Here is a 25081-nt window from a genome sequence, read left to right as displayed (position 1 = left end):
TCCGTTCTTCACGCGGGGGTCTCCCTTCCGGCGGTCGCCCGCTTCCGCGCCGTACGGCCGCCGGGCGGGCCGGTGCGGCGGAGGCGGCGCCGCCTCGGGCCGGGGCGGTCACGGTCCCGGGCGCCGCCGGAGTCCAGCGCGGCGTCGAAGAGGAGGTTCGTCCCCGTCGTCAGGGCCACGATCAGCACCGCCGGGACGACCACGGCCCACGGCTGCACGAACAGGCCGGTGCGGTTGCGGTCGACCATGACCGCCCAGTCGGCGGCGTCCGGGGCGACCCCCACGCCCAGGAAGGCGGCCGTCGCCACCAGGTACAGCACCCCGGTGAGCCGGGTCCCGGCGTCGGCGACCAGGGTGCGCAGCGCCGAGCGGCCCACGTAGCCGAAGGCGATGCGCGCCCAGCTCTCGCCCTGCATCCGCAACGCCTCCACCGCCGGCCGGGCGGCGGCCTCCGCACCCGCGGCGCGCACCAGGCGGGCCGCGTCGGGCACGTTGACCAGCGCCACCAGCGCGGCCAGCCCCACCGCACCGGGCGAGAACACCGTGGCCACCAGCAGGATCAGCAGCAGCGACGGCACCGCGAGCAGCACGTCCAGCGGGCGCATCAGCAGCTCCTCCAGCCCGCGCCGGTGGGTGAGCGCGGCGGCCAGGCCCACCGGGAGCGCCACCAGATAGGCGAGGGCGGTCGCGGCGAGCGCGGTCAGCACCACCGGACGCCCGCCCAGCAGCACCTGCCGCACCACGTCCCGGCCGACGAAGTCGCTGCCGAGCGGGTGGCCGCCGCCGACGGTGAACGACGGTGACCGCGGCCCCGGTTCCCCGGCCAGCAGCGGCCCCAGCAGGGCGAGGGCGAGCGGCACGGCGACCAGCGCCGCGCCGAGGGCGAAACGGCCCCGGCGGCCCCTCACGCCGCCACCCCCGCCCGGGGCGCGAGACGGTGGGCGACGAGGTCGGCGCCCAGGTTCAGCACGACCGTCAGCACCCCGAACACCACGGCGAGCCCCTGCACCACCGGCACGTCGCGCTCCGCGACCGCGTCCAGCAGGACGGTGCCCAGCCCCGGGATCACGAACAGCGCCTCCACGACGATGACGCCGCTCAGCAACCAGTCGACGGTACGGGCCAGTTGCTGCGCGGCCGGGGCCAGCGCCGCCGGCAGGGCGTGGGCGTAGCGGACGCGGGCGCCGGAGAGGCCGTAGCGGCGGGCCTGCGCCACGTAAGGGGAGGCCAGCGCGTCGATCATGCCCGCGCGCACCAGGCGGGCCAGCGAGCAGACCGGGCGGGAGAGCAGCACCAGCACCGGCAGCACCAGCACGGACGGGTCGGCGAGCAGGTCGGTGCCGTGGCCGACGGCGGTCGGCGGCAGCCACCCCAGCCTCAGCGCGAGGACGGTCACCAGCAGCACCCCGAGCGCGAACTCCGGGACCGCGTACACCGCGAGCGTCACGGAGCTGATCAGCCGGTCGGCCGTGCGGCCCTCGTGGCGCGCGGCGAGGATGCCGAGGCCGAAGCCGGCCGGCACCAGCAGGGCCACGGTGAGCGCGGCCGGCACCAGCGTCGGCCCGAAGCCGTCGGCGAGGTAGCGGGCGACCGGGCGACCCGAGGTCAGGGACGTGCCGAGGTCGCCGTGGAGCAGGCCCAGCGCCCAGTCGGCGAACCGCTCGTGCGCCGGCCGGTCCAGGCGCAGCGCGGCCCGGATCGCCTCGATGCGGGCCGGGTCGGGCTGGTCCCCGGCGAGGGCGACGGCGGCGTCGCCCGGCAGCGCCTCGGTGAGCGCGAAGATCAGCAGCACCACGGCCACGGTCTGCGCGGCGCCGAGCAGCAGCCGCCGGGCGACGAAGCGGCGCACTCCGCTCACGCCAGCCAGACCTTGTCGAACCGGGCCCAGTCCAGCGTGTTGGCCGGTGCCTTCGCGTCGACCCCGCGCACCGAACGGGCGGTGCCGACGATCCAGTCGGCGAACCCCCACACCAGGAAGCCGCCCTCGGTGTGGAGGCGGCGCTGCATCCGCTCGTAGACGGCGCCGCGTTCGGCCCGGTCGCGGGTGGACTGGGCCTGCCGGTACAGCGCGTCGAAGTCGGCGTGCCGCCACCCGGTGGCGTTGGTGGTGGAGTCGGTCAGCAGCCGCTGGGAGAGGTGGGCCTCGATGGGCATGGCGCCCGAGCGGTAACAGCACAGGGTGCCGCTGTCGAGGATGTCGCTCCAGTAGGAGTCCTTGCTGCCCATCCGGATCTCGACGGTGACCCCCGCCTCGCGCGCCTGGTCGCGGAAGACGGCCGCGGCCTCGGTGAAACCGGCGGCGACGGCGGAGGTGTCGAGGGTGACCTTCAGCTTCTCGGCGCCGGCCTCCTTGAGCAGGGCGCGGGCCCGGTCGAGGTCGCGGGTGCGCTGGGGGAGGGTGCCGGCGTAGTACTCGTACCCCTTGCCGAAGAGGTCGTTGCCGATCACCCCGGCGCCGGCCAGCGCGCCGTCGACGAGTTCCTGGCGGTCGGCGATGAGGAAGAACGCCTGCCGGACGCGGGCGTCGTCGAAGGGCGGCCGGTCGGTCTTCATGCAGAACGCCTGCATGGCGCTGTTGCGCAGCCGCACGATGCTGATCCGGCCGCCGTCCTCGTGGGCGCGGGCGGTGGTCGGGTTCAGCTCGTGGGCGTACTCGACCTGTCCGCCCAGGAGCGCGTTGACGCGGGCCGACTCCTCGTTGGCGACGACGAACTCCAGCTCGTCCAGGTGCGGGGCGCCGTCCCAGTACGCGTCGTTGCGGCGCAGGACGGCCGAGCGGCCGGGGGCGAAGGAGACGAACCGGAAGGGGCCCGAGCCGACCGGCTTCCGGTCGAAGTCCCCGGCGCCCTCCGGCACGATGTACGCCCCGAACGAGGCCAGTACGTTGGGGAATTCGGCCGTGGGCCGCTTCAGTACGAACTCCAGCGAGCGGGCGCCCGTGGCGCGGCTGGCCGCCAGGTCGATGGGCTCCAGGGACGCCTTGGCGCGGAACGCCTTGTCCGGGTCGGCGATACGGCGGTAGCTGTACAGGACGTCCTCGGCGGTGACGGGCCGGCCGTCGTGGAAGTCGGCCTCGCGCAGGGTGACGTGCCAGCGGTCCAGGGCCGCGTTCGGCTCCCAGGCGGAGGCGAGGCGGGGCTGCGCGGAGAGGTCGGCGCCGTAGTCGGCGAGCTTGTCGAAGAGGGCCTTGGCGCGGGCGACGTCGGCGAAGAGGTTGGCGAGGTGCGGGTCGAGGGTCTCGCTCGCCCCGCCGCCGGCGAACGCGGCGCGCAGCCGCCCGCCCCGCTTCGGCGCGGAGCCGCCCCCGGCCTCGGCGTCGGCGTCGGTGCCGGTGCCGCAGCCGGTGAGGGCGAGGCCGCCGAGGGAGGCGGCACCGGCCGCGGCCAGGAAGCCGCGCCGGCGCAGGGCGGGGAAGGGGGTGTCGGGCATGGGGTTCCTCACGGTGGTGGGCGGACGGACGGGGGCGCCGGGCGGTGGGGGACGGGGCGGCGGTGAGCGGGGGCGGGTGTGGAGGGGGTCAGGGGGTCGTGGGGCCGGGGTGGCGGGCCACCAGGTGGAGGCGGTCGGCGTCGGTGGCGCGGCCGGGCGGCGGTCCGTCCTCGGACCAGGGCGGGTCGGTGCGCGGGCCGGGTCCGTCGTGGAGTTCGAGGACGTCGAAGCCGTGCGACGCGAGCAGGTGCCGCAGCTCCTGCGGGAACACCAGCCGCCACGCGGAGTGCTGTTCGACCGGCGCCGACCCGTCGTCGGCGGTCCACCGGCGGGTCCGGCGCAGGAGCTGGGCGGTGCGGTCCACGGTGAGCGTGGTGGTGGACCGGTACGTGGTGCCGCCCCAGGCGAACCCGGCGACCTTGGGCGCCTCCAGCAGGTCGGTGCGGCCGAGGAAGTAGGCGCCGTTGCGCATCTCCGCGACCAGCAGCCCGCCGGGGGACAGGGCCCGGCGGCAGGAGGCGAGGAACGCGTCGAGCTGCTCGTTGGTGTGGCAGTACAGCAGGGCGCTGTCCAGGCACGTCACCGCGTCGAACTCCCCCTGGCCCAGGTCGAATCCGCGCAGGTCGGCGTGGACGTGGCGGGGCCCGGGGTGGTGTGCGCGGGCGTACGCGAGCATCGCCTCGGACACGTCGGCGCCGGTCACCGTGCGGCCGGCGGCGTGCAGGTGGGCGGCGTCGCGGCCGGTGCCGCAGCCGAGGTCCAGGACCCGGGGCCCGGCCCCGTGGCGGCGCAGGACGTCCTCGGTCCACCGGGCGGCCAGCCGGCCGGGGTCGGGGAACCGGGCCTCGTACAGCTCGGGGCGGTCGGTGAGCAGGTTGCGCGGACCGGGCGCGGCGGGGGAGGGCATGGGCGCTCCTCTCGGGGATCGGGGGGTCGGGGGATGGGGGATGGGGGTGGGAAGGGCGGCGGGGACCGGCCTGGGCGCGCGGGGCCCTCTCACGCCGGGGCCGGCACGCTCGCCCGCTCCCGGGCCGGCAGCGAACCCAGCCGGTGCAGCCAGGCCACGCCCAGCGCGGAGACCAGCCCGAACAGGACGCAGCACACCCACGGCAGCCGGCCGGCGTCCCGCCCACCGGCGTCCATGGCCCAGCCCACGAGGGTGTTGCCGACGGCGGCGGCGATGCCGGAGACGACGTAGAAGAAGCCGAAGTACGTGCCGGTCAGCTCCGGGCGGCCGAAGCCGGGGATCAGCTCCAGCACGAACGGCTGGGCCACCATCACGCCCAGGTAGAGCAGCAGGGCGCAGACCAGGACGGGCAGGGCGCGCAGCACCGCGCCGGCCCACCCGTCCGGTCCGCCGGAGCCGCCCCCGACGAGGGCCGGCGGCAGGAAGGCCACCGCCATCAGGCCGAGGCCCGCCGCGATCCACCGGGCCCGTTCGCCCCGCCGCTTCAGGGCGCGCGTGATGCGCAGTTGCAGGGTGAGGTTGGCGAGCGTGCCGACGAGGAACACCAGCCCGGCCGCGCCGTCCCAGCCGGTGGCCCGCCGGGCGCCGTCGGGAAGCAGCAGGTAGAGCTGGTTCTCCAGGGTGAACATGCCGACCATGGCCAGCGCGAAGGCGACGAAGGCCCGGTTGCGCAGGACCTCGCGCCAGTCCGCGAGGACCGTGCCGCCGCTCGGCGCCACGTCCCGGGCCGGCAGCACCAGCGCCTGCGCGACGGTGAGCACCGCGAAGATCCCGGCGGCGGTCAGCGCGGAGGTGCGGAAGTCGACCAGGAGCAGGGCGCTGCCGAGCAGCGGGCCGACCAGCGCCCCGGCCGTGGCGAACACGTTGAACAGCGCGAACGCCTCCGCCCCGCGCCCTTCGGCCTCCTGCGCCAGGTAGGCGCGCACGGCCGGATTGAACAGCGCCCCGGCGAAGCCGCTGAGCACCGAGGCGGCGAGCAGCACCGCCAGTCCGTCGCCGAGCGCGAAGAGCGCGAACCCGACGGTGCGCAGCGCGCAGCCGGCGATGATCACGCCCCGCGCGCCGAGCCGGTCGGAGGCGGAGCCGCCGATGACGAACAGCCCCTGCTGGCTCAGGTTGCGCACGCCGAGGACGATGCCGACGACGGCCGCCGACATGCCGAGGTCCTCGCCGAGGTGCGTGGCGAGATAGGGGATGAGCAGGTAGAAGCCGGTGTTGACGCCGAACTGGTTGACCAGCAGCAGCCGGACGGCGAGCGGGAAGCGGAGTGTCTCGCGCCAGATCCTCACGGCCGCGCCCCCCTCTCGGCGACGCCCAGTCCGGGCCGGGGACCCGCCCGTACGGTGCCGTCCTCGCCGCCGATGCCGGTCCACGGGTCGTGGGCGAGCAGCAGGTGCCCGTCCAGGTCGGTCCAGCGGGCCCGGCCCGCGAGGTGCACGGCGGGAGCGAGGCCGAGGCTGCTCGCGGTGAGGCAGCCCAGCATCACCTCCGTACCGCTGCCGGCGACCGCCTCGGCGATGCGCAGGGCCGCGTGGACGCCGCCGCACTTGGCGAGCTTGACGTTGACGCCGTGGACGCGTCCGGCGAGCCGGCGTACGTCGTCGAGGCCGACGGCGTCCTCGTCCGCGATGACCGGCAGCGGCGAACGGCGTGCCAGCGCGGCCAGTTGCTCCGGATCGCCGGGGGCGATGGGCTGCTCGACCGCCTCGACACCCAGCTCCGCGAAGCGGGGCAGCAGGGCCGCCGCCCGCGCCGGGGTCCAGGCGCCGTTGGGGTCGAGGAGCAGCCGGGCGGCCGGGGCGGCGTCGCGGATCACGCGGACGCGTTCGAGGTCGTCCTCGGGGTCGGGGGAGCCGGCCTTGACCTTGAGGACGCGGAAGCCGCTCTCCGCGAGCCGCCGGGCCAGGTCGGCGGCTTGGGCCGGGCCGGTGATGCCGAGGGTGCGGGCGGTGGCCGCGACGGGCGGCTCCGTGATGCCGAGCAGTTGGTGCACGGGCAGGCCGGCGCGCTGTCCGGCCAGGTCGAGCAGGGCGGCCTCGGCGGCGGCCGTCACCGCCGGCGGGGTGCCGGTCCCGGCGCCCGGGACGCGGCCCTCCCGCAGGGCCTCCAGGGCGGTTTCCGGATCGGGGAAGCGGGCGAGGCCGGCGCCGACGGCGGCGAGGCGCCGCTCCAACTCGCCGGTGGGCAGGGCGTGGTAGACGCTGCTGACGGCCTCGCCGTGTCCGCCGGCGCCGTCGTGCTCGACGGAGAGCCACACGGCGTCGCGGGCGGTCAGGGTGGAGCGGGAGATGCGCAGCGGCTCGGCGAGGGCGAGGCGCACGGTGCGCAGACGGGCCTTCACAGGGTGTTCCGGGTCCTTTCCGGAGGGCGTACGGCCGTCAGCGGGTCCCGTACGCGGGTGCAGCGTGCCCAGCCGGCGGACTCGGCCGCGCGGGGGTGCGGGACGCGGACGGGGCGGGTGGCCGCGGTGGCGGGGTCGAGGTCGTGGGCGGCGGTGAAACCGTCGTCGTAGACGGTGCCGAGGTAGCGGTGCGGACCGTCGGGGAAGACGGCGGCGACGACCGCGCCGGGCCGGACCCGGGCGGCCCAGGCGGCGACGCGGGCGGCGGCGCCGGTGCTCCAGCCGCCGCTGACGAAGCTGCCCCGGGCCAGCCGGCGGCAGGTGTCCACGGCCTCGGCCGGGCCGATCCAGTGGACCTCGTCGAAGGCGTCGTAGGCGACGTTGCGCGGATGGATGCTGCTGCCGAGGCCGCGCATCAGCCGGGGCCGGGCGGGCTGCCCGAAGATGGTGGACCCGGCCGCGTCGACGCCGATCAGGCGCAGCGCCGGCCAGCGCCGCCGCAGCGGGCCGATCACGCCCGCGCTGTGCCCGCCGGTACCGACACTGCACACCAGGACGTCCAGGTGGTCGAGCCGGTCGATGAGTTCGGCGGCGAGGGAGGCGTAACCGGCCGTGTTGTCGGGGTTGTTGTACTGGTCCGGCCAGTACGCGCCGGGCAGGACGGCGAGGAGTTCCCGCAGCCGTTCCAGCCGCGCCGCCTGCCAGCCGCCCCGGGGCGCCGGACGCTCCACGATCTCCAGCCGGACCCCGTGGGAGCCCAGCAACCGCCGCATGGACGGCTCCAGTTCGCGGTCACCGACCAGGACGACGGGGTGGCCGAGGGCCTGTCCGGCGAAGGCGAGCCCGATGCCGAGGGTGCCGGAGGTGGACTCCACCACGGGGGCGCCGGGCAGCAGTTCGCCCCGTTCCCGGGCGCCGGACAGCATCGACACGGCGGCCCGCGCCTTCATGCCCCCGGCCGCCAGCCCCTCCAGCTTGGCCCAGAAACCGGGGTGCGGTCCGGGCAGATCGGCGGTGACCCGGACCAGCGGCGTGCCACCGAGCAGTTCCAGCAACTCCGGCCGGGCGACGGGGCGCAGGGCGGTGGCGCTCATCGGAGGGCCTCGGGGGTGGGGGTGGGGGCGGTGGTGGACGGGCCGGTGGTGCCGGCGGGGTTGCTGGTGGGGGCGGCGTAGCGGTGGAGGACGCCGGGGCCGCCGTCGAGCCAGAAGAAGGGGTACGGTTCCGCGCACACCGCGCTCACCCCCTCGCCCAGCAGCCGGGGCAGGACGGCGCTGCCGCTCTGCGCGAACATCACCAGCGGCTTCCCGTACCGCAGCGCGTGCCGCCGCAGCGGCTCGAAGGTGCCGTTGCCCAGGGTCATCCCGGACACCAGCAGCGCGGCGCAGCGCCCCGCCGAGGCGAGCGCGTCCGTCACGACCGGCTCGCCCCACTCGGTCGACCCGCCCTTGAGGTCGCAGGGCACGTACCCCAGCCCGCGTGAACGCAGCGCCTCCAGCAGTGAGTTGACGACGCCGACCACCAGGACGCGGGAGCCCGGCGCCAGGTCGAGCAGGTCGACCACGGCGCGTGCCCGGGTCCGGGACCGCTCCAGGGAGGTCCCGGCGGGCAGCGGGAAGGGGCGGGCGCCGTTGTCCGGGGCGTGCGGGACCACGTGCGCGAGGTAGGCGTCGAGCGCGGCCACGCGCACCGGCCGCAGCGGATGCTCCAGCAGCCCGGCCACACCGGCGCCCGCGCACTCCTCGACCGCGGTGTCGTGGAGCGTCCCCGGCTCGACGGCACAGGAGCCGACGGCCTCGGCGAGGCGCAGGCTCAGGACCTCGTTGCGGTACCCGGTGCCGCGCCCCTCGTGCCGGACGGCCTGCCGCGTGGTGAAGGCCACGGAGACCCGCAGCCCGGCGGGATCGGGCCCGAACGCCCCGGCGAGGACACGGGCGGTGAGGGAGTCGACGGCGTCGGGGGTGGGGGTGTCGGGGGTGGTGTCGGGGGTGCTGGACGTGGTGAGGGCACCGGGGGAGTCGGCGGAGTCGGCGGAGTCGGTGCCGCCGGGTGTGCCGGTCGCGGGCCGGGCGGGGAAGGTCACCGGATCACCAGCCCGGCGCGTACCTCGGCGAGCAGCGCCTCGACGCGGGCGCGGGCGCCCGGACCCTCGGCGTCCCCGGCCATGACGTGCCCGAGGTACTCGTTGTTGCTGCCCGCGGCGCGCACGGCGCGGCCCGGTTCGGCCCACTGCGCCTCCAGTACGCCGGGGGCGTCGCGGAGCCGGTCGCCGTCGAGCGCGCGCAGGGTGCCCGAGGTCTCCGGCACGAGGAAGCCGATGGCGGCGCTGCGCAGCCCGGTCTCCCGGCGCCCCAGGCCGGGGGCGCGGCCGAGGGAGACGTCGACGAAGGCGGCGGCGAGGTCGACGCCGGTCACCCGGCGGACCAGCTCGGTGATGCGGTTCCCGGCGGGCCGGGGGTTGACCTCGACGACGCGGGGGCCGGCGGCGGTCAGCCGGATCTCGGTGTGGGCCACGACGCCGTCCACGAGGCCGAGCGCGGTGAGCGCGTCCCGGGCGGTCCGCCCGGCGGCCTCGGCGTCGGCGGACGGGAGGTCGGCGGGGAACATGTGCCCGGTCTCGATGAACGCGGGCGCCCCGCCGAGGCTCTTGTCGGTCACGCCGACCACGTGGACCGTGCCCGCCGAGGACACCGTCTCGACGCTCACCTCGGGCCCGTCGAGCAGTTCCTCCAGCAGTACGGCGGGGTCCCGGCGCTGGCCGCGGGCGTTGACCGGGAATCCGGCCAAGGCGTCGAGGGCGTCGTGCAGTTGCCGTTCGTCGTCCACGCGGCGGACGAACATCCCGGCGCACAGGTCGACCGGCTTGACGACCAGCGGATAGCCGATCTCCCGTGCGGCGGCGGCGAGCCGGTGCCGTTCCTCGTGCACGGCGTGGCGCGGTCCGGGCACCCCGGCGGCGGCGAGGACGCGGCGGGTGACGTCCTTGCGGCAGGCGGCGGCGACCGCCTCGGGGGGAGCGCCGGGCAGGCCGAGCCGTTCGGCGACGCGGGCGGCGACCGGCAGGTAGTAGTCGCAGGAGGTGAGCACGCCGTCGAAGCCGAGGGCGGTGTGCAGCTTCTCCGCGTAAGGCAGCAGGGACGTGGGGTCGTTGGTGTCGGCGGTGACGATGTTGCGGGCGCCGAGCAGCGGGTGGGCGGTCCCCTCGGGGGCCTCGCGGAGGTAGTGGTGCGGGTCGCGGGTGAGGAACGTGAACTCGTGCCCGCCTTCCCGGACGGCCCGTGGCAGAAGTCTGCCCATCGACCCGACCCAGCTCTCGACCATCAGCAGATGCGCCACAACTCCCCTTTACGTGCCGGAGGTTCGGATGTCAGGGCAGCCCGGAGCGCCCTCGGGGGGAGGGGGCCGGGCCTTGCGCATCGACACAGTAGCGATAATCATTTTCATCTTCCAGTCCCTTGTCGAGACACTTCGGAGACCGCCCGTGTTCCGCTCCACCACGCTGCTGTGCGCCCTGGCCGCGACGACGGCCCTCCCGCCCCCGGCCCCGCCACCCGCGCCACCGCCTGGGAAGGCGATCACCGCCCCCGCCGCCGAGGTCCCCCCGCTGCGCTTCGCCGCCTGCCCCGCCTCCGTCCCCCGCCCCCCGGCCCCGGACCGGGTGGAGTGCGGACGGCTGAGCGTGCCCCTCGACTGGAACCGCCCGCACGGCCGCCGTATCGAGGTGGCCGTCTCCCGCGTACCGGCCTCCGGCACCCCCGCCGAGCGGCGCGGCGCGCTGCTGGTCAACCCGGGCGGACCGGGCGGCTCCGGGGTGCCCTACGCGGTCACCAAGCGCGCCAGGCTCCCCGAGAGCGTGCGCCGCGCCTACGACGTCGTCGGCTTCGACCCGCGCGGCACCGGAGCGAGCGCGCCGGCCGACTGCGGCCCGATGGGCGGCCTCTTCGACGTCCCCGCACCCGACCCGGTCCCGGCCGGACCGGCGGCGGAAGGGGCGTACCTGTCCTCCCTGCGCGCGCTGGCCGACGACTGCGCGGCGGGCACGGGCGAGGCGCTGCCGTACCTGTCGACCGAGCAGACCGTCCGCGACATGGACGCGCTACGCGCCGCCCTCGGCGAACCGCGCACGCACTTCCTCGGCGTCTCCTACGGCACGTACCTCGGCGCGGCCTATGTCGCCGCGTTCCCGCACCGCACCGGCCGGATGGTGCTGGACAGCGTGGTCGGCCCGTGGGACTGGCACGACTTCGACGTGATCCAGAGCAGGGCGCTGCTGGAGGCGCGGGACACGTTCTTCGCCTGGGCGGCGGCCCATCCGGACCGCTTCGGGCTCGGCGCCGACCGGGCGGCGGTGCGCCGCGCCTACCTGGACGCGCGGGCCCGCCTCGCCGACCGCCCCGCCGAGGGCGTCGGCCCCGCCGAGTTCGACCGCGCCGTCTACCGCGCCCTGGGCCGCACCGAACGCTGGGCGGGCCTGGCCGACGGACTCCGCGCCTACCTGCGCGACGGCGACCCCGGCGGCCTGCGCCCCGAGGCCGGCTCCGACGACCCCGCCACCCGCACCTACGAGGCCGCCAACCGCGCCGTCAAGTGCGCCGACTCCCCCGCCCCCACCCCGGGCCGCGTCCTGGCCGACGTGCGCGCCCTGCGCCGCCTGGACGCCCGGCCCCTGCTGACCGGCCTGGAGGCGGCGTCCTGCGCCTACTGGCAGCACCGGCCCACCACCCGTACGCCGCTGGGCAGTCCGGCGGCGCCACCCGTGCTGCTGGTCGCCTCGGCCCACGACCCGGTGACGCCGGTGCGGGGCGCCCACGCCCTGCGCGCCCTCCTGCCCGGCTCCCGCCTCATCACCCTCGACGACGACCACTCCCACGGCGTCTTCGCCAGCCGCGGCGCCCCCTGCGTCGACACCCCGACCGCCACCTACCTGACCACCGGCACCCTCCCACCCCCAACGACCCACTGCCCCGGCCCGGGACTGCCGTCGGTCGACTGAGCACGGGCGGCACCGGCGTCTCTCGTCACCCCGGTCTGACCATCACCGTGTCCGACGGACTGCCCGGATCGTCAGACCGGCAACGGGAGAGAAGACCCCGGCCCCGCCGCCGGAACACGCTCACCCCACCCGCAGACGCCGTCGCCGTGCCAGGACGAGTTCCCGCCACCGCTCGCGGGTCCGCTCCTCCCCGTCGATCCACCGGGCCCGTACGGCGCCTTCGGGGAGCGGGAGTCCGGCCATGTGGTGGGCGATCTCGACGTAGTAGGCGTAGTCGCCGTGGGTGAGGTCGCGCAGGCGGGCGAGGGCGGGGGCGAGGTCCTCCGGGGCGTCGAGCACGGCGTGGTGGAAGCAGAGCGCCAACTGGAGCTTCGCGGCGGCGTACGCGATGCCGGAGACATCGATCTCGGTCCGCAGGACGGCCGCCCGGCGGGGCAGGTCCGCGTCCGCCCCGGCGTCGCGGACCAGGACGCCGATCCGGGCGGTCATCTCACTGGAGCGCAGACTGAGCGGCGCCAACAGCACCTGCGCCAAATCGAGTTCGGCGCCTGCCTGCACGGGGTCGGTGAAGGCGGCGGCGAAGGCGAGGTGCGCCTGGACCATCGCCCTCTCGCCGGCCGCGCCGTGTTCCTCGGCCTCGTCGCGGCCCGCCCGGTAGGCGGCGGTGGCCCGGTCCATGTCGCCCTGCACCCACCACACGTCCCCCAGGACCCGGTGGTGCCGCCCCTCCCAGCCCAGCCGCCCCGCGGCCTCCACCGCGGCCGGGAAGTCACCGGAGAGACGGCTCAGATGCGCCAGGCCCCGGCGGGCGGAGGAGGCGAGCCGGCCGTCGGCCTCCGCGACCCGCCGCATGCCGCGGCGCGAGGAGTCGGTCAGCCCGAGGTCGCGCTGCGCCTTCGCCAGGTAGTACGCGGCCAGTTCGACCAGGTTTTCGGGGAGCAGCCCCGAGCCGAGGACGGCGGAGAGCCGGGCGGCGGTGCGCTCGCGGTGCTCGTGCTGGCGACGGGCGATGGCGCCGAGCGTCTCCACGAGGGCGTCCGCGGCGGTCCGCAGTCCCTCCGTGCCGCCGCCACCGGGCGCGGGGAGCGTCAGGGGCTCCCAGATCGAGTCGTCCACGTACCGGAAGGCCGCGTCGCCGAGCCAGTCGAGGCCGAGACCGAAGTCACGGGCGAGGAGCAGCCCTTGGCGCAGGCAGCCGACCAGGACGGCACGGTCGCCCCGTCGGTCCTCGCGCCACTCCGCGCCGAGGGCGTCGAAGGCGCGGTGGGCCGCGCGCTGCCAGTCCCGTGGTGACCAGCGGTCGTCACTGCTGTCGTCCGCGTGCCGGATGGCGTCGCGGATCAGGTCGTGCACGTGGAAGGGCCACACGCCGGAGTCGGACTGCCGGATGAAGGGCCGCTCGGCCAGCCGCAGCGCGGGCGCGTCCTGCGGCATGCCGGCCGCCCGGGTGGCCAGCGGCACGGAGAAGGAGCTGAGCAGGCTGACCGAGCGCAGGACGTGGCGTTCCCCGGTGGTCAGATCGCCGAGGGTACGCGTGATCAGCGCCGGGAAGGCGTGGTCGAAGTCGGTGACCCGGGGCTGTCTGCCGCGGCGCCGCAGCTCCAGGTAGCGCATGACGGACAGGTCCAGGTGGAGCGGCAGCCCGTGGGAACGCTCGGCGATGGTCCGGCGGATCGGCGCCTCGATCAGCGGCTGCCCGCCGTGCCGGAGCCGACGGGCGAGGTAGTCCTCGCAGTCCTCGGGCGAGAAGTCCCCGATGAGGATCTGCCCGCCGGCCCCGTCGGCCCCGCCCGGCCGGGTGGACGGGGTGTCCGGGGCGAGGCCGGGCCAGGCGTCCGGCCCGGTCCAGTCGAGCTGCCCTTCCAGGCTCGGTTCCGCCCACTGGAGGCGGTTGCGCCCGGTGACGACGAAGAAGGCGTTCGGCATGAGCCAGACGACGCGCTGGAGGAGCCGCTCCACGTCGCGGTGGGTGCGGTCGCCGGTGTCCTCGAAGGTGTCCAGCAGGATCACGGGCACCACCCTTTTGTCAGGGGGGAGTTGGGCGAGGTCCCAGGCGAGCAGGTGCGGGTAGAAGCTCAGCGCCTCCACGTCGGGCTCGGCCTCCAGCAGATCTGCCAGGCGGGAGCAGCCGGCGAGCGCGCGCACCGACCGGCGCCGCTCCCGCAACGCCGTGACGAGCACCCCGACGCCCTGCCCGAGCGCGGTTCCGACGGTGCCGGGCAGCAGCAGGGCCTGCGCGACGTCCGCCAGGGCCGACTGCATCTGGTCGGGCAGGGCGGCGGCACTGCTGAAACGGCTCAGCAGCCCACCCCGCCGCAGGTGCTCCTCGATCGATTCGCCCGGGTGGTTCTGCTCCCAGTAGCGGCGCAGTGCCAGGTCGAAGGCGGGCATCGGACGCCCGAGCGAGGCGATGGCGAGGCGGATGGTGAGGACGACGCGTTCGAAGTCCATGCCCGCGGCCCGCGCGAGATCGATACGGACCGGCAGCGTCCGCTCCACCGGGTGGAACGGCGACGCCCACTGCGCGGGACGGCGCTCGCCGCCGGTGAGCGACGCCTCGATCGTGCGGGACAACGTGGACTTGCCGATGCCGCCCACGCCGTGGAAGACGAGGACGTTACGGCGCGGGGCCTCCAGGTCCTCCACGTCGAAGCCGGGCCCGCCCACGTACCGCAGGTGCTCGGCGAGACCGGCCGTCACCGCCCGCCACTGTGCCTGCCGGTTGGTGAACACCTCCCCGGCCGCGATGCTCCGGTCGTTCGAGCCGAACAACGTCCGTAGATCCCGCCCCGCCACCGCACTCCCCCTGACACGCACGTTCACCGACCCCCATCTACCCGCCCCCACCCCCACCCTGACAAGGCCCCATCCGGCCGCCCGCCCCGCCGTCGCGCGGCATCGGCGCTGAGCCGCCGGACCAGGATGTCCGATTCGGCCACTGGCCGGAGTGGTCCCCTACCTCGTCCACCGCGCGACCGACCACACTTCGGTACGGCACCACCACGGGGGAGGCGAGGCCCATGGCCGCACGGCCCACGACCAGGAGACGCACGACCAGGAGGCCCACGGCCGCCGCGCGGCGCGGTCGGAGCGCCGCCGCCCGACGCCGCAGCACGGCCCGGCGGAAGCACGTGACGGCGGCCGGGGCCCTCGCGGCCCTCCTCCTGACGATGTACTGGTCGCGGATCTGGCCGTACGTCACCGCGACGCTCCTGCTGGGGGCCGCGGGCGCGGCGGGCTGGTGGCTGTGGCGCACCGACCGTCTGGCCCGTGCCCAGGAGCGCCGGCGTCTGCGGTCCGACCTGATCGCCGCCGGGCGCAGGACCCTGACCGAGGTGGACGCGATGACCGGCACCGAGTTCGAGGAACTGGTCGCGGACCTGTGCCGGCGCGACGGCTGTACCGAGGTGCGCCGGGTCGGCGGCTCCCACGACAACGGAGCCGACGTCGTCGGCCGCCTCCCGGACGGCCGGACCATGGTGATCCAGTGCAAGCGGTACCGGCCGACCAGCGCCATCGCCAGCCGCGAACTGCGCGATCTCCTCGGCGCCAGGGTGCACTTCGGCGCCGACGTGGCCGTGTTCGTAACGACCACGCGGTTCAGCGGGCCCTCCGAGCGGTTCGCGGTGCAGAACGGCATCCTGGCCGTCCACCGCGACCACCTGGGCCTGTGGAACAACGGCACCCCCCTCACGACCCTCGCCGAACTCAACGGCACCGGCCAGGGCGACCCCCACCACCACACCCGCTGAATGGCGGAGACACCGCTGCCGAGGAGGCAGAAGCGGCGCCCCTCGGTTCCCTAACCTGTCGGGAACAAGGTCAACTCGCACGCTGTGCAGCGTCCTGCCTGCAAGTCACAGATCAACTTATTTCTGAGAATATAAATTCAGGCATTGATGGGGGCAAGATAGTGATTTCGTGATCAAAAGCCGCCATTTTCGATCAAAAGCCTGAAGCTAGGTGTCGGTGACCTTAGGATCAGGGGATGACTATCGCTTTTGCCGAGCCTGAGGAGCCTGAGCAGCCTGAGGGGAAACTGGTTTCGCGAATCGCCAAGGTGACACCTGAAATAGCCAGGACTTTTCTGTCTCGAGCTTCGGTTAATAGACGCCTGGACAAGGGGCGCGTGAGTGCACTGGCCGACACCATCATTCGTGGCGAATGGAAGTTGACCCACCAGGGGATTGCCTTCGACGAGGTCGGCGCACTTCTCGACGGTCAGCATCGCCTCCATGCGATTATCGAGGCCGACACTCCTGTAGAGATGCTCGTTTTCGACGGTCTGTCAAAAGATGTTTTCCCGGTTCTGGACACCGGGAAGCGTCGGAGTGCAGCGGATACGCTGCTGTCGACCGGTGCGAAGTACCTGCCACTGCTTTCCTCCACCATCCGTCACGTGATTCTTTTCAAGACGATGCCGAACGATCCCTGGAGTGGTGCCCGGGCTTACGTGTCAAACGACCAGATCCTGGCTGCATACAACGGGGACAAAGACAGGTACGAGGAGGCGGTGACCATTGGTCGTGAGCTTTCCAAGCACTTGTTCGCGAGTCAGACGGCGGTGGCCGTCGGTTTCTTTTTGACCACTGAGGTAGCGCCCGCCGCAGATATCGACGAATGGATCTCAGGTCTCAAGTCGGGTGCGAGTCTAGATCCAGGCGATGCGAGGCTCGCTCTGAGAGAGGTGCCGAGGGATGCGCCGAAGAGGGGTTCTAGGCGCAGGATGGGAATGCGGGATCAGGTGTCAATCTATATCAAGGCATGGAATGCCTGGGTCGAGCCGGGGAAGGTTGGTGAATTGCGTCTCCGACGTTTGAGGAAGGGCGAGAAGATGCCGATGCCGATCGAGGTGAAATTCGACCGTTAAGAATGTGTTGGCAGCTTCACGAGAGGTTGCTGCGAACAATCACCTTCCCCGTCTCCCCCAATACTACTACCTCTCGGCCTAGGGACTTTGCCAGCCGCTCGACGAAATCGCGCGAAATCGGTTGTGAGGACTCGCCTGACCTCTGCGCTACATTGATGACAATGTTGCCCTCCCAAGAGGAACGGATGGCCTCCCAGCCGATCTTCGCGAATGAAGAGGCAATGAACTTTTCTTCGCTGATCCGGCGAATTTCTCGAGAAGGTCTCCTCGGTGTTTCGTCGTCCCTGAGCGTGTACCTTTCGATCTCCGCCATACGGTGGTCGAGTTGTCGAGCAATAAGAAGGATCTCCTCCGTCTTATCGGCTTCGGATCGATGTACCGTGTTGGACCCGTCATCTCTCAAAGAGGCTGCAGTGATGGTCCTCATTTTACTCTCGAACTCCGGCCAATTTTTCTGCAGGGAGCGCTCCAGCCTTTCGCGCGAAATTGCCGGGTCACCCGAGGCGGAATTGATGTCAAAAAGAAGCTTCTGAACGTCTCCTTTGCTATCCCCGATGATGGCTTGGAACTGACTGAGAGGGCTGATGAGATCTGTAGTTTTCATGCCGATCAAGAAGGGGACAACGTAGCCGCCATTAACCTGCTTAGAAAGAGCGCCGGCCTCGAAATTAATCCAAGTGGAAGATTGGTTTTCCGGGGTTACGCAGATGATTCCAAAATCGGTTTCAGAAAGCTCATCGGTGATCTCCCGAACGCCTCTTCTCCCTGCGGAAATGTCCACACTGGAGAGCCAGGGATTGATGTATTGGAGGACGTCAGGCAACCAAGACCGCAGGGTTTCTGCGGCCTCCCTAGAGCGTTCTCCGGACCAGCTCAGGAATAGTTTGATAGCAGTCTCCTGTTTTCGATCAGTGCGCTGATTGATTGAAGTCAGTTCGACCGGTCTCACGGGCCGCTTTGAGTAGGGTTGCCTGTTCCGCCTTCAATGATCCGTACGACTCTCGGACGTATGTCAGGAAACTTCTTCCTGGGTGCCGAATGAGGGTAGATTTGCTTGGGTCGGCTCCGTCCCAGTTCGCCAGAAGAGCGTCATAGGTCGCTGCGTGCGCGCAGAACTCCAGGACCACCGGCGGCATTTCTCCGCCGATGATCAGGTCACCCCGGGCCGTGATGATCTCCCGTATCTTCTGGGCTGTGGGGGCGAATACCGCCTCCACCCATGTGCGCCATCGCGCTTCCTCCAGTTCCGACAGCGGAAACTCCGCTGGGCCTACACCAATGGGTAGGATGTAGGATCTGCAGTACTCGGTCCATGCCTTCTCATTTGTTTCCGTGAGAACGAGAAGTGGGCCGTATAGATCTTTTAATTGACTACTTACCCGGTCGATTCGCGCTTTCCTCTGAGATCTGCGCGTTTCTCCTTGATGGTTCAGCCAGTAGGCCATGATGGCAATCAAGACGCTGGCGCACGCCGTTACTGTTGCTGCGATCATCGGAGTCTCCCGGGTGCCGCTTTGCGTGGTATTGAAGCATGGTGGAGGAGGCTCCCGCCACCTTGTGACCAGTGCTCTTGCGGAATTGAAACTGACAGTCACGAAGGCTTGGTTGGTAGTATTTTCCGACTATTGCTGTGGTGGATTCATCTTTCGCAATGGCGTGGGAAGCGATGACGACGGACTCATCCTCGTCGACGAGGTCACAGTGCTGATCAGTCTCCGGACCGATCTGTCCTTCATCTGAGCTTCCTTGGGATAGCGGGGATGTGTGATGGGGCGTCAGTTGAGTCTCACGAAAGGAGCCCCAACGATGCCTGTCCCGAAGAAGTACGCGCTGGAAGTGGATGAGCGTGCGGTGCGGATATACCGCTTCGCTGAGTCAAGCCCGTGCTCCGCCGTATGGCCGAGGAACTTGGTGTGCACCCGTACGACCTGTGCGGCGGCTGGATCCGGCAGGCCGAGTCCATGCCGGCGGGGGCACCGCCTTGCTCACCATCAAGGAGAAGGGAGAGTTGACCGCGCTGCGGCGTGAGGTGTGAAAACGCGATCCCCAGGAAACCACTCAGGGGCCCGACCCGCTGAGCGGATCAGGCCCCTGACCTGGTACTTCTCTGTCGGGGTGGCGGGATTTGAACCCACGACCTCTTCGTCCCGAACGAAGCGCGCTACCAAGCTGCGCCACACCCCGATGTCGCTGCTCGTCGCGGCGACGTCGTTTACTTTAGCCCACTGGGGGCCGGAGGCGAAATCCGGTTACGGGGAGGTGGCGGGCCGGGTCGGGGCGGATGTGGTCGGTGGCGACGACCAGGGCGGCGAGGGCGTAGCAGGCGAGGCCGATGAGGAGCGCGTCGCCGAGAACGCCGCGGTAGCCGTGGTGCTCCACGTCCAGGAAGGGGTAGAGGTACCGCCCCTGCGCGCCCGGCAGGAGGAGTTCCCCGCGGGCCAGCGAGAAGCCCAGGTAGGCCAGGGGGTACAGGAGCCACGTCATGATGTGCCGCAGGTGCAGCCGGCCCGGGGTGGTGAGCAGGAGCCAGTTCACCGTGGCCGCGAGCGGTGTGGCCGTATGGAGGATGCGGCTCGCCACCGCCGGTTCGCCGGTCGGCGTCGCCATCGCCTCGGGGAGGGCGAAGGGGCTCGCCGCGTTGGCCAGGAGCAGGTGGTGGACCAGGGCGGCGATCGCCACGTAGAGCAGGGCCGCTCCGGTCACCGAGGCCGGCAGTGGTGGGCGTGCGCGCCAGGCACGCCAGGCCGAGGCCAGCATGATCAGCGCCAGCAGCAGGTTCGCCTGGATCACGAACTGGCTCAGGGTGCGGCCCGCCGGGTCGGCCGAGAGGAGCCCGAGTGTCACCCCCGTCAGGGCCAGCAGGGCCGTGAGCAGGCGGTACGCCGCTGCCAGGCGGCGGCGCACCGGGGGTACGACGGCCGTCGCCGGGACCGGGGAGGGGAGGAGGGCCGGCGGCTGGGGGAGCGCGGGCACGTCCGGCATGTCCCTGGGTATCGGGGCTGTCATGCGTTCACGCTAGGCAGACCGGGTATGTCGGGCCAGTGTGAGGGGGCCGGGTGGGGGACGGGCGGACGGGCCGGATGCTCACCACCCTCGTTGGTCAGGGCTTTGCCGGAGACCGCCGCCGGTCGTGGCCTTTGCCGCTGGTCACGTCCCTCCCCGTCCGGCCCCTCGCCGTACCCCCTGCTCGCGTGCCACGCCGCCCCCGCACCCGGCCGCCCCCGCACCCGGCCGCTCCGGCACCCGGCCGCTCCGCGGCACGCCCCCGGGACCCTCCGCCGACGGTGTCCCCCGCCTCAGCCCCTACTCCCGCCCCACCAGCGTCAGCAGTGTCGCCTCCGGGGGGCAGGCGAAGCGGACCGGGGTGTAGCGGTTCGTGCCGCAGCCGGCCGAGACGTACAGGTACGACGTGTGGCCCTCCGCCGTGTGCGTGGAGAGGTCCTTCGCCCGGTCGGTGTCCAGGTCGCAGTTGGTGACCAGGGCGCCGTAGAAGGGCACGCGGAGCTGGCCGCCGTGGGTGTGACCGGCGAGGATCAGCGGGTAGCCGTCCGCCGTGAACGCGTCCAGCACCCGCAGGTACGGAGCGTGCACGACGCCCATCGAGACGTCCGCCGAGCCCGACGGGCCGCCGGCCACCTCCGCGTACCGGTCCCGCTTGATGTGCGGGTCGTCCACTCCGGTCAGCTCGACCGAGACGCCCTCGATCTTCAGGGTGCCGCGGGTGTTGGTCAGGTTCAGCCAGCCGGCGGCGTCGAAGCCGTCGCGCAGGTCCTCCCACGGGTTGTGGATGGCGCCGACGGCGGGGGCGTTGCCGTTCAGCCCGTGCCGGCCCTGGACCTTCTCCAGCAGGTAGCGGGCGGGGTTGCGGAGCTTGGGGCCGTAGTAGTCGTTGGAGCCGAAGACGTAGGCGCCGGGGAACTCCATCAGCGGGCCCAGGGCGTCCACGGTCTCCGGGACGGCCTCCGGGTCGGAGAGGTTGTCCCCGGTGTTGATCACGAAGTCGGGGCGGAGCCCGGCCAGGGAGCGCAGCCAGCGCTGCTTCTTGCGCTGGCCGCCGACCATGTGGATGTCGGAGACGTGCAGGACGCGCAGGGGGCGCATCCCGGGCGGAAGGACGGGGACGGTCACCCGTCGGAGGCGGAAGGAACGGGCTTCGAGGCCCGCGTAGGCCACACCGGCGACGCCAACCGCCGTGATTCCCAGGGGCACTTTGTATCGCGCGCGCATGTGTCCATCGTGTCAGAAGCGGTGCCGCACGCCGACCACCCGCCGGGCCCGGCGGGCAGGGGCCAAATGGACAGGCGCCGGTCCCCCTCCACCTGAGAGAATCGGTCGTATGACCACGCTCAAGGCGAAGCTGCACGACGACCTCAACACCGCGATCCGGGGGCGGGACGAGCTGCGTTCCTCGACGCTCCGGCTGACGCTCACCGCGATCACGAAGGAAGAGGTCGCGGGGACGGAGAAGCGGGAGCTCTCCGACGACGAGGTCCAGAAGGTGATCGCCCGCGAGGCGAAGAAGCGCCGTGAGGCCGCCGACGCCTTCGCCCAGGGCGGCCGGCCCGAGCAGTCCGCCCGGGAGAAGGCGGAGGGCGAGGTGCTTGCCGCGTACCTGCCCCAGCCGCTCTCCGACGAGGAGCTGAACGCGATCGTCGCCGGGGCCGTCGAGGAGGCGCGGGCGGGCGGCGCCGAGGGGCCGCGGGCCATGGGCGCCGTCATGAAGATCGTGAACCCGAAGGTGGCCGGGCGGGCCGAGGGCGGCCGGGTCGCCGCCGCGGTGAAGAAGCTCCTCGCCGGGTGAAACCCCGGCACCAAGGGTGAAGCGCCGGGTGGCACCTCAGGGCCCGCACCCTGGGCCCGCCCCGCGCCCCACCCCCACCCCCCCCACAACGACAACGGCCCCCTTCCTCGACAGGAAGGGGGCCGTCGCCAAGTGTTCCGTGCGGGCCCGGACGCTCCGGGCGGCCCGGTCAGCCGCGGCGTCCGCCGGGGCCGTTTCCGTTGTTGCCGCCGTTGCCCTGGCCCTGGATGACGTTGCCCGGGAAGGTGGGGCCGCCGTCCCCGTTGTTGCCGCCGTTCTCGGTGCCGCCGTCGATCAGACCGCCGATGAAGCCCTCGTCACCGTTGCGCCCGTCGTCACGGCCCTTGTCACGGTCCTTGTCCTTGTCCCTCTCCTTCTCCCTTTCCTTTTCCTTGTCCTTGTCGGGGTCCGGGATGTCGACGAGGTTGAAGGAGCCCGCGGGCTTGCCCACGAGGGCGTTGGTCATGGCGTCGCGCCAGATGGGACCGGGCACCGATCCGCCGTAGACCTTGGGGTGGTACGTACCGCCGATGCTGATGTCGACCATCTTGACCTGCTGGGTGGCGCTCCCGACCCAGACCGCGCCCGAGAGGTTCGGCGTGTAGCCGACGAACCAGGCGTTCTTGCGCTCGTCCGTCGTACCGGTCTTGCCGGCGTTGGCGCGGTCCTGGAGGCCGGCCTGCTGACCCGTTCCGGAGTCGACCACGCCCTGGAGGAGCGTGCTGACCGTGTCCGCGGTCTTCTCGCTCATCGCCCGAGAGCAGGTCGACTTCGGCACGTCCAGCGACTTCTGCCGCTCGCCGACCTTCTGGCTGATCGACTCGATGGCGATCGGCGTGCAGTACATGCCCCGGGAGGCGAAGGCGGCGTACGCGGACGCCATGGTCAGCGGGGAGACGCCCAGGGAGCCGAGGGAGACGGCGGGCACCTCGGGGAGCTTGTCGCCGCTGCCCTGCACCACGTGCAGCGCGTCCGTCAGCTTCACCACGGGGCACAGGCCGATGTCGGCGACCATCTGCACGAAGTAGGTGTTGACCGACTTGGCCATCGCCTCGTTCAGCCGGTACGGACCCACCTCGGACTTGTCCTCGTTGGGGACGGTCTCGCCGTCCGTGTTCACCCACGGCTTGCCGCTGCACGTCTGTACGGGGTCCGGGTAGGGCATCTCGTACGGCGACGAGTACTCCTGCGTCGGGGGCCTGCCCTGCTCCAGGGCCGCCGCCGCGACGAAGGGCTTGAACGTCGAGCCGGTCGGGAAGCCGTAGTTGGAGCCGCCCGCGCTGTGGTCGACGGAGTAGTTGATCTCGGTCTCGTTGTTGCCGTAGCCGTACGGCTTCGACTGGCCCATGCCGAGGACCTTGCCCGTGCCGGGCTCGACGAGGGTGATCGCCGCGGCGACCGAGTCGTTCTTGTTGACGTGGTTCTTCAGGGAACTCTGCACCGACTCCTGCGCCTGCGGGTCCAGGGTGGTGCGGATGGTGAGGCCGCCCTGGTTCCAGACCTTGGCGCGGGCCTTCCTGGTCTTGCCGAAGACCGGGTCGGTCAGGAAGACCTGGCGGACGTAGTCGCAGAAGAATCCGGCGCCCTTGACGGCGGTGATGCAGCCGTTCTTGGGCCGGCTGACCTTCAGCTCCAGCGGCGCCTTCTGGGCCTTGTCGGCCTCCGCGGGGGAGATGTCGCCGACCTCGGCCATGCGCTGGAGGACGGTGTTGCGCCGCTTGACGGCCTCGGCCTCGTCGTTGATCGGGTCGTAGCGGGTGGGCGACTGGACGATGCCGGCCAGGAGGGCGGACTCCGGCAGGCTGAGGTCCTTGGCGGGCTTGGAGAAGTACCGCTGGGCCGCCGCCTCGACGCCGTACGCCTGCTGGCCGAAGAAGGTGATGTTCAGGTAGTTCTCGAGGATCTTCTTCTTGCCCAGTTCCTCCTCGACCTGGATGGCGAACTTCAGTTCGCGGATCTTGCGGCCGATGGTCTGCTGGGTGGCCTGGGCGACCTTGGTCGGGTCGTCGCCGGCCTCCTCGACGAAGACGTTCTTCACGTACTGCTGGGTGAGCGTGGACGCGCCCTGGGAGACGCCGCCGCTGCGGGCGTTCTTGTTGACCGCGCGCAGCACGCCCTTCATGTCGACCGCGCCGTGCTCGTAGAAGCGCGAGTCCTCGATGGCGACGATCGCCTTCTGCAGGTACGGCGAGATGTCCTTGAGGCCGACCACCGTGCGGTCCCGCGAGTACACCTGCGCGATGGTGCCGCCCTCGGCGTCGAGGATGGTCGTGCGCTGGCTGAGCGGAGGCGTCTTCAGGTTGGCCGGGAGTTCGTCGAAACTCTCCACCGACCCCTTGGCGGCCAGTCCCAGCGCGCCCACGGCGGGCAGTGCGATGCCCGCCAGGACAGCCCCCGAGAGGACACTGACACCGAGGAACTTGGCGGCCTGCTGCGTGGGGGACAGACCGCCGCCCGAGCGCTTCTTTGGCATGGGGGCAGCCTAATCCCTCGCCGGGGCCGCCCTGAGGGAGCGGATGGGTCCCGCGAGGTTCAGTGCCCGATCGTGACATCCGGGGGCCGCCGGACGGCAGACACCGCCACGGGGAAGGGGTGCGGTCGGGTGACCGGCCGGTGCGTGAGGGGTGTTCCGGAGGGGCGCCGCCGTGCCCGCGGGGTCCGCTCGGGGGGACGCCGTCCGGTCCGCGGCGACCGCTTCAGGGAACCGCCGGTCGCTCGCCTCCCCTGGCACTCGGTGCCGGGAACGGGGCCGGCGGGACTCATCCCGCGAACGTGACGGTGTACGGCAACAGGAGATGTCTACGTTCTCATTCGCCGGACACGCGTATATGCCTTGGCCTAAGCTGCTCCCAACTGTCACAGCAGTGAGGCCACGTATCAATACGTCCGGCGACCCCGAATCGTTCCGGACCCGCTCGATTTTTTTCCGGGCGGCCCCTTGGCGGGGGCGCGTTGATGCGTGCCGGTGCGAGTGCGGTGTGGTGGATTCGTGTCCGATACCGCCTTGTGTGATGCCTGGTGTCCGTTGTGGCGCAGCAGAGATGACCTGAATGCCGGGATCGTCACGCATGTCGCCAGCTCACTCCCCCGGGTGATCTGCCGCTTACCCATAGTCCGTTCGGGCCATCCAAGATTGGGCCCGAAGGGGGTGTTGTGTTGTGCCCGCCTTCCGTAACGTCCTCAACTGGCGGCGGTGAATATGCCGCTGCCGCCGTGGGGGAGCCTCGATTCGGGAGAGGACGGCGCCGGTATGGGCTGGGTTACCGACTGGAGTGCGCAGGCCGCCTGCCGCACTACCGATCCGGACGAACTGTTCGTTCAAGGAGCAGCGCAGAACAGGGCCAAGGCGGTGTGCACCGGGTGCCCGGTGCGGACCGAGTGCCTGGCCGACGCGCTCGACAACCGCGTCGAGTTCGGCGTGTGGGGAGGCATGACGGAACGGGAACGCCGCGCACTGCTGCGCCGGCGGCCCACCGTGACCTCCTGGCGCCGCCTGCTGGAGACGGCGCGGACGGAGTACGAGCGAGGGGCCGGCATCGTGCCCCTCGACGACGAGGTCTACGAGGACTACGCGGCCGTCGGCTGAGACCGGCGGCCCCGCCAGGACACCCGCGCCGGACCAGATGCCCGGCTCCCGCCGGACCGCGCCGGATCAGGCGCCGGTCCCGGGCCGGACACCG

At 72.2% G+C, this 25081-nt stretch carries 21 protein-coding genes and 1 tRNA gene; 6 read left to right on the top strand and 16 right to left on the bottom strand.

The window, feature by feature from the left end; all coding sequences use genetic code 11:
• Positions 1 to 8: 8 nt before the first annotated feature.
• The 9 genes from J5Y05_RS12870 to J5Y05_RS12830 form a co-directional block, all read right to left on the bottom strand.
• The gene (locus tag J5Y05_RS12870; RefSeq protein WP_210871751.1) at positions 9 to 908 is read right to left on the bottom strand and encodes an ABC transporter permease; all 900 of its coding nucleotides are present in this window, start codon (positions 906 to 908) and stop codon (positions 9 to 11) included.
• Positions 905 to 1858, bottom strand: a complete 954-nt coding sequence (locus J5Y05_RS12865; RefSeq protein ID WP_210871749.1) for an ABC transporter permease — start codon at positions 1856 to 1858, stop codon at positions 905 to 907. Before J5Y05_RS12865 ends, J5Y05_RS12870 begins: the two co-directional genes overlap by 4 nt.
• Positions 1855 to 3429, bottom strand: coding sequence for an ABC transporter substrate-binding protein (locus J5Y05_RS12860; RefSeq protein ID WP_210871747.1), 1575 nt, complete (start codon positions 3427 to 3429; stop codon positions 1855 to 1857). Before J5Y05_RS12860 ends, J5Y05_RS12865 begins: the two co-directional genes overlap by 4 nt.
• Positions 3430 to 3517: 88 nt before the next feature.
• A complete protein-coding gene (locus J5Y05_RS12855; protein WP_210871745.1) occupies positions 3518 to 4336 on the bottom strand; it encodes a class I SAM-dependent DNA methyltransferase in 819 nt (272 codons plus the stop codon).
• Positions 4337 to 4425: 89 nt separating this feature from the next.
• Positions 4426 to 5685: an MFS transporter gene (locus tag J5Y05_RS12850; RefSeq protein WP_210871742.1), complete on the bottom strand. Its 1260-nt coding sequence runs from the start codon at positions 5683 to 5685 to the stop codon at positions 4426 to 4428.
• Positions 5682 to 6737, bottom strand: coding sequence for a dipeptide epimerase (locus J5Y05_RS12845; protein ID WP_210871740.1), 1056 nt, complete (start codon positions 6735 to 6737; stop codon positions 5682 to 5684). Before J5Y05_RS12845 ends, J5Y05_RS12850 begins: the two co-directional genes overlap by 4 nt.
• A complete protein-coding gene (locus J5Y05_RS12840) occupies positions 6734 to 7831 on the bottom strand; it encodes a PLP-dependent cysteine synthase family protein (protein ID WP_210871738.1) in 1098 nt (365 codons plus the stop codon). Before J5Y05_RS12840 ends, J5Y05_RS12845 begins: the two co-directional genes overlap by 4 nt.
• Positions 7828 to 8820, bottom strand: coding sequence for a hypothetical protein (locus J5Y05_RS12835; protein ID WP_307853887.1), 993 nt, complete (start codon positions 8818 to 8820; stop codon positions 7828 to 7830). The genes J5Y05_RS12840 and J5Y05_RS12835 overlap by 4 nt, the downstream gene beginning before the upstream one ends.
• The gene (locus J5Y05_RS12830) at positions 8817 to 10073 is read right to left on the bottom strand and encodes an ATP-grasp domain-containing protein (RefSeq protein WP_210871736.1); all 1257 of its coding nucleotides are present in this window, start codon (positions 10071 to 10073) and stop codon (positions 8817 to 8819) included. Before J5Y05_RS12830 ends, J5Y05_RS12835 begins: the two co-directional genes overlap by 4 nt.
• A 145-nt stretch (positions 10074 to 10218) precedes the next feature.
• On the opposite strand from J5Y05_RS12830, the gene J5Y05_RS12825 reads away from it, so the two are divergent.
• The gene (locus tag J5Y05_RS12825; protein WP_307853886.1) at positions 10219 to 11730 is read left to right on the top strand and encodes an alpha/beta fold hydrolase; all 1512 of its coding nucleotides are present in this window, start codon (positions 10219 to 10221) and stop codon (positions 11728 to 11730) included.
• A gap of 120 nt (positions 11731 to 11850) precedes the next feature.
• On the opposite strand, the gene J5Y05_RS12820 is transcribed toward J5Y05_RS12825, so the two are convergent.
• Positions 11851 to 14502: an ATP/GTP-binding protein gene (locus J5Y05_RS12820; protein WP_247614620.1), complete on the bottom strand. Its 2652-nt coding sequence runs from the start codon at positions 14500 to 14502 to the stop codon at positions 11851 to 11853.
• 359 nt (positions 14503 to 14861) lie between these two features.
• On the opposite strand from J5Y05_RS12820, the gene J5Y05_RS12815 reads away from it, so the two are divergent.
• Together J5Y05_RS12815 and J5Y05_RS12810 are read left to right on the top strand one after the other, a co-directional pair.
• Positions 14862 to 15482 (top strand): restriction endonuclease, encoded by a 621-nt coding sequence (locus tag J5Y05_RS12815; RefSeq protein ID WP_307853885.1) that lies wholly within the window; start codon positions 14862 to 14864, stop codon positions 15480 to 15482.
• A 236-nt stretch (positions 15483 to 15718) separates the two neighbouring features.
• Positions 15719 to 16600, top strand: a complete 882-nt coding sequence (locus J5Y05_RS12810) for a ParB N-terminal domain-containing protein (RefSeq protein WP_210871729.1) — start codon at positions 15719 to 15721, stop codon at positions 16598 to 16600.
• A 16-nt stretch (positions 16601 to 16616) separates the two neighbouring features.
• On the opposite strand, the gene J5Y05_RS12805 is transcribed toward J5Y05_RS12810, so the two are convergent.
• The gene (locus tag J5Y05_RS12805) at positions 16617 to 17549 is read right to left on the bottom strand and encodes a toll/interleukin-1 receptor domain-containing protein (RefSeq protein ID WP_210871727.1); all 933 of its coding nucleotides are present in this window, start codon (positions 17547 to 17549) and stop codon (positions 16617 to 16619) included.
• Positions 17509 to 18045, bottom strand: a complete 537-nt coding sequence (locus tag J5Y05_RS12800) for a hypothetical protein (RefSeq protein ID WP_210871725.1) — start codon at positions 18043 to 18045, stop codon at positions 17509 to 17511. Before J5Y05_RS12800 ends, J5Y05_RS12805 begins: the two co-directional genes overlap by 41 nt.
• Here J5Y05_RS12800 and J5Y05_RS12795 point away from each other — a divergent pair.
• Positions 18044 to 18340 carry a hypothetical protein gene (locus tag J5Y05_RS12795; RefSeq protein ID WP_210871723.1) on the top strand — a complete coding sequence of 99 codons (297 nt, stop codon included), beginning with the start codon at positions 18044 to 18046 and terminating at the stop codon, positions 18338 to 18340. The two genes, J5Y05_RS12800 and J5Y05_RS12795, sit on opposite strands and share 2 nt — an antisense overlap.
• Positions 18341 to 18710: 370 nt before the next feature.
• On the opposite strand, the gene J5Y05_RS12790 is transcribed toward J5Y05_RS12795, so the two are convergent.
• The 3 genes from J5Y05_RS12790 to J5Y05_RS12780 form a co-directional block, all read right to left on the bottom strand.
• Positions 18711 to 18784 (bottom strand) — tRNA-Pro (locus tag J5Y05_RS12790).
• Positions 18785 to 18817: 33 nt separating this feature from the next.
• Positions 18818 to 19606 carry a Pr6Pr family membrane protein gene (locus J5Y05_RS12785; RefSeq protein WP_210871721.1) on the bottom strand — a complete coding sequence of 263 codons (789 nt, stop codon included), beginning with the start codon at positions 19604 to 19606 and terminating at the stop codon, positions 18818 to 18820.
• A gap of 297 nt (positions 19607 to 19903) precedes the next feature.
• Positions 19904 to 20827, bottom strand: a complete 924-nt coding sequence (locus J5Y05_RS12780) for a metallophosphoesterase (protein ID WP_210871719.1) — start codon at positions 20825 to 20827, stop codon at positions 19904 to 19906.
• 109 nt (positions 20828 to 20936) lie between these two features.
• Here J5Y05_RS12780 and J5Y05_RS12775 point away from each other — a divergent pair, with 109 nt between their 5' ends.
• Positions 20937 to 21401 (top strand): GatB/YqeY domain-containing protein, encoded by a 465-nt coding sequence (locus J5Y05_RS12775; protein ID WP_210871717.1) that lies wholly within the window; start codon positions 20937 to 20939, stop codon positions 21399 to 21401.
• Between the two features lie 169 nt (positions 21402 to 21570).
• On the opposite strand, the gene J5Y05_RS12770 is transcribed toward J5Y05_RS12775, so the two are convergent.
• Positions 21571 to 23874 (bottom strand): transglycosylase domain-containing protein, encoded by a 2304-nt coding sequence (locus J5Y05_RS12770; protein ID WP_210871716.1) that lies wholly within the window; start codon positions 23872 to 23874, stop codon positions 21571 to 21573.
• A 777-nt stretch (positions 23875 to 24651) separates the two neighbouring features.
• Here J5Y05_RS12770 and wblA point away from each other — a divergent pair.
• Positions 24652 to 24987, top strand: a complete 336-nt coding sequence (wblA, locus tag J5Y05_RS12765) for a transcriptional regulator WblA (RefSeq protein WP_030422463.1) — start codon at positions 24652 to 24654, stop codon at positions 24985 to 24987.
• Positions 24988 to 25081 lie beyond the last annotated feature (94 nt).

It is taken from the genome of Streptomyces tagetis (genome assembly GCF_018069565.1).
GTDB lineage: Bacteria > Actinomycetota > Actinomycetes > Streptomycetales > Streptomycetaceae > Streptomyces > Streptomyces tagetis.
This window is presented reverse-complemented; position numbering and strand designations above follow the sequence as displayed.